4 protein-coding genes are annotated in these 3,972 nt (G+C 70.1%); all 4 read right to left on the reverse strand.

Features of this window, described 5'->3' with window-relative positions:
- The coding region (locus tag PLJ28_RS15180) for a CarD family transcriptional regulator (protein WP_324590371.1) at positions 1 to 513 on the reverse strand (513 nt) is incomplete at its 3' end.
- Between the two features lie 179 nt (positions 514 to 692).
- Positions 693 to 2,177, reverse strand: a complete 1,485-nt coding sequence (locus tag PLJ28_RS15185) for a helix-turn-helix domain-containing protein (RefSeq protein ID WP_298045792.1) — start codon at positions 2,175 to 2,177, stop codon at positions 693 to 695.
- Positions 2,178 to 2,255: 78 nt separating this feature from the next.
- The gene (locus tag PLJ28_RS15190; protein ID WP_324590369.1) at positions 2,256 to 3,050 is read right to left on the reverse strand and encodes a hypothetical protein; all 795 of its coding nucleotides are present in this window, start codon (positions 3,048 to 3,050) and stop codon (positions 2,256 to 2,258) included.
- A 142-nt stretch (positions 3,051 to 3,192) separates the two neighbouring features.
- A partial coding sequence (locus PLJ28_RS15195; RefSeq protein ID WP_324590370.1) for an amidohydrolase family protein occupies positions 3,193 to 3,972 on the reverse strand: 780 nt, incomplete at its 5' end.

Below are 3,972 nucleotides of genomic sequence, written 5' to 3' on the forward strand. Positions count from 1 at the left end.
GTTCTCGGCGAAGCCCAGCTCGTCCAGGGAGGCGCCGTTGGCCACGGCCTCCAGGACCTCGGTGGCCTCGTCCTCGGTGATCTCCAGGGCCAGGGCGACCTCGGCCACGAGGGGGGCCTGGGCGTTGCGGAACATGTCCTTCTCCGCCATGGACAGGCCCTTGGTGTCGCGGCGGCGGCCCAGGTCGCGCACCACCTCGGCGATCTGCTCGAGCAGGCCGGAGGCCACCTTCTCCTGGTTGGCCTTCATGCGGCGGGACCACTGCTTCTCCTCGACGCCGGTGGGCTCCTGGACGACCTCGAGCAGCCTGCGCAGGTGGGCGCGGTCGTAGACCTCGCGCACGCCGATCTCCTCCACCCTCGCCTCCGGGATGGAGACCACGAGGTTGTTGCTCCGGATCGTCAGCTCGATGTAGGTCACCTCCGCGCCCTTCACGGTGCGCTGGAAGGTGTTGGTGACGGTCGCCGGACCGTGGTGGGGATGAACAACGAGCTTGCCGGGGATCAACTGCATGTACACGTCTCTTTCCTTCAGGGCGAAGGCCACTCCTCCGGAGTCCGGTCCCACCCTCGGGCCGGACGCGTTCCGTGAGATTGGCTGTCCTCCATTTTCGCACATCTGCGAGACATGTGCGCCCAGATGCCCTAGGCTTCTCCCCTTCGCGTCACGGCAGGTCACGGGCCGGCCGTCGGCTACCCCTCCTGGGCACGCAGGAACTCGAAGACCTCCACCTCGTCCACTCCGGGGAACGCCCCGGAGGGCATCGCCGCGAGCAGGTGGGCGTTGGCGCGGGCGGCCGGCCAGGCGTGCCCGCCCCACTCGGCCTCCAGGTCCGGCGAGGGCAGCCGGCAGCAGGAGGGGTCCGGGCAGCGGGAGACGGAGCGGGCGGTGGTCTCCTTGCCGCGGAACCAGCGGGCCACGTCGAAGGGCACCCCGATGGACAACGAGTAGAACCCGGAGGAGTGGCCCTCCACCACGGCGGTGCACCAGTAGGTGCCGGCCGGGGTGTCCGTGTACTGGTTGAAGGCACGGAACCGGTCGGCCACGCCGAAGACCTCCCGCGAGGTCCAGTTCCGGCAGACCTGCTGGCCCTCGATCGCGCCGGTGTGATCGGCGGGGAAGGAGACGCCGTCGTTCTCGTAGGCCTTGTGGATGATCCCGGACTCGTGCACCTTCTGGAAGTGGCAGGTGATGCCCAGGTGTTCGGTGGCCAGGTTGGTGAACCGGTGGGCGGCGGACTCGTAGGAGACGCCGAAGGCGTCCCGGACGTCCTCGATGGCCAGGTCCTTCTCCGCCTTGGCGTTCTTGAGGAACTTCACCGTCTCCTTCTGCGGCATCATCAGTGCCGCGGCGAAGTAGTTGGTGTAGACCCGCTGGCGCAGGTAGTCCGAGTAGTCCACGGGCTCGCCGTGGCCGAGCACGTAGGCGCCGATGGCCTGCAGGAGCACCGAGCGCTGGTCGTGGTCCGGGTTCCGCGCGCGGGAGAGGTAGAACCGCCGGTTCTTCAGGTCCGTCACCGAGCGGGTGGAGTGCGGCAGGTTGGACACGGAGCGAACGGAGAAGCCCAGGTGCTCGGCCAGGTCGGCCGCGGCATGGTGGCTCAGCGGTCCCCCGGAGTGCCCGACGGCGTCCAGCAGCTGCTGCGCCTGGCGCTCCAGTTCGGGGTAGTGGTTGTTGCGCTCCTTCATCTCCTGGCGCAGCTCGGAGTTGGCCCGGCGCGCCTCCTCCGGGGTGGCGGCCTGCTCCTCCATCCGCCGGTTCAGCTCGGCCTCCAGGCCGGCGATGACCTCGAGGACCTCGGTGGGGGTGCGCGGGGAGATCTTGATCTGCGGCAGCCCCAGGCTCGCGTAGTGCTCGGTGCGCTGGGCCTTCTCGACCGCGATCTCCAGGGCCGCCCGCCGGCTCGGCGCCTCCGTGGCCAACAGGTCCTCCACGGAGCTCCCGTGGAGGGCGGCCAGCCGGGAGAGCAGGGTCAGCCGGGGCTCGCGCTTGCCGTTCTCGATCAGGGACAGGTGCGAGCCGGTGGCCCCCACCGCCTCCGCCGCCTGGTCGAGGGTCAGCCCGGCCTCCTTGCGCAGGTGCCGCAGGCGGCGCCCGAGGACGACGGGGTCGAGTTCGTCGGCCTGCAGCTCCGCGCGCGGGGTGTCGTCGATAGGGGCCGGTGTGGTGATCGCCATCACGTCATCGTAGTCAATTTTTCGGATCCTGTCGCGGAAAGCATGCGGTATTCGCTTTTGGCAGGCCGAACGACGCATTTATTGACTGTCGGGCCCCGGCCCTTCTGCGGCGAGGGCCTGGAGCTCCCGGGAGAAGAACTCCAGGGCCGTCCGGGTCTTCGTCCGCTGCTCCCCGCTGAGCGGGATCCCCTTGCGCTCCAGGAAGGCGCGCGTGTCCAGCGCGACGTCGAGGGCGTCCGCGGGCGGGCACTTCGTCGACAGTTCCACAACGCGGGTCCCGTCCGGGTAGGTCCACATCTCGGCGACGAACTTCTGGGGAGTGCCCTCCGGGCGGAGGCTCAGCTTGAGCACCAGGATCGGCCCCAGGACGGACAGGTCCTCCAGCGTCACCCCCTCCGGGGCGTGCTCGAGGAAGAAGGCACGCTGGTCCTTGTCCAGGATCTTGCGCAACGGTTTCCTGCCGGAGACCACCGCGGCCACGTCCGGTGAGGTCAGCCGCTGCTTGAGCGCGGCCGAACACACGTAGCCCCCGGGCATCGCATCGACCTCGACGACCAGGTTGGGCGACGCGCGCAGTTCGGCGCTCAGGGCAGACGGGACGACCGGCCGGAGCTTGACCACCGAGTCGTCGCGGTCCCGGACCCGACGGGCCCGCACGACCACCCCGGCGGCGTCGAGGCGCAGATCCGGGGTGTCGAAGAAGAAGACCTGGCGGATCTGCGCGTCGAGCGGGTCCACACCGAGGGCGGCGGCCGCGGAACGGTACGACCGCTCGGGCACGGTCAGCTTCAGCTCGACGCTGTCGGACTCCCGCGCCAATTGCAGTACCTTGACGAGGTCGTCGCTGAGCAGGCGGGGTGCTGGTGTCGTCATGTCGGCTCCTTCGGGCTGGCACCCGGCCGCAGGCCGGCCCGCGGGGAGGCGGGGACCCCCGGCCACGGGATGGTCGAGACCATCCAACGCCCCCCGGGCCCGCCCGGGCATCACCCCAGGGGGGTGAACATGACAGGTAGGGTCACACCCACCGCGCCAGGCGCGGATACACCCTGCGGGCGTTGCCCTCCTGGATCCGCGCCAGGGTCTGCGCGTCCAGGCCCGCGGCCTCGACGTAGCGTCGCGTGTCGTCGAAGTAGTGCCCGGTGCACGGATCGATGTCCCGCACGGCCCCGACCGTCTCCGAGGCGAACAGCACGTTCTCGGCGGGCACCACCTCCAGCAGCAGGTCGATGCCGGCCTGGTGGTACACGCACGTGTCGAAGTAGACGTTCCCCAGCAGGTGCTCCGAGAGCTCCGGCTTGCCCAACGCCATCGCCAGCCCACGGAACCGCCCCCAGTGGAACGGCACGGCGCCGCCGCCGTGCGGGATCACCAGGCGCAGCCCGGGGAACCGGGAGAACAGGTCGCCCTGGATCAGCTGCATGACCGCCGTGGTGTCGGCGTTGAGGTAGTGCGCGCCGGTGGTGTGGAAGGCGGGGTTCACGGACGTGGAGACGTGCACCATCGCCGGCACGTCCAGCTCGATCATCCGCTCGTAGACGGGGAACCAGTACTCGTCGGTCAACGGCGGTGAGGTCCAGTGCCCACCGGAGGGGTCCGGGTTGAGGTTGACCGCCACGGCGCCGAGGTCCTCGACGGCTCGTGTCATCTCGTCCAGGACCGTCTCCGTGGGCACGCCGGGAGACTGCGGGAGCATGGCCGCGGGCGCGAAGCGACCGGGGAAGAGCCGTGCCACCCGGGCGCACAGGTCGTTGCAGATGCGCGCCCACGCCCGGGAGGTCTCGACGTCCCCCACGTG

This window comes from Citricoccus sp., from assembly GCF_035445025.1.
Classification (GTDB): domain Bacteria; phylum Actinomycetota; class Actinomycetes; order Actinomycetales; family Micrococcaceae; genus Citricoccus.

Bases quoted from the DNA above. Each gene is read 5' to 3' on its own strand.
- PLJ28_RS15185 (WP_298045792.1), bottom strand. From the start codon at position 2,177: ATGGCGATCACCACACCGGCCCCTATCGACGACACCCCGCGCGCGGAG.
- PLJ28_RS15190 (WP_324590369.1), bottom strand. From the start codon at position 3,050: ATGACGACACCAGCACCCCGCCTGCTCAGCGACGACCTCGTCAAGGTA.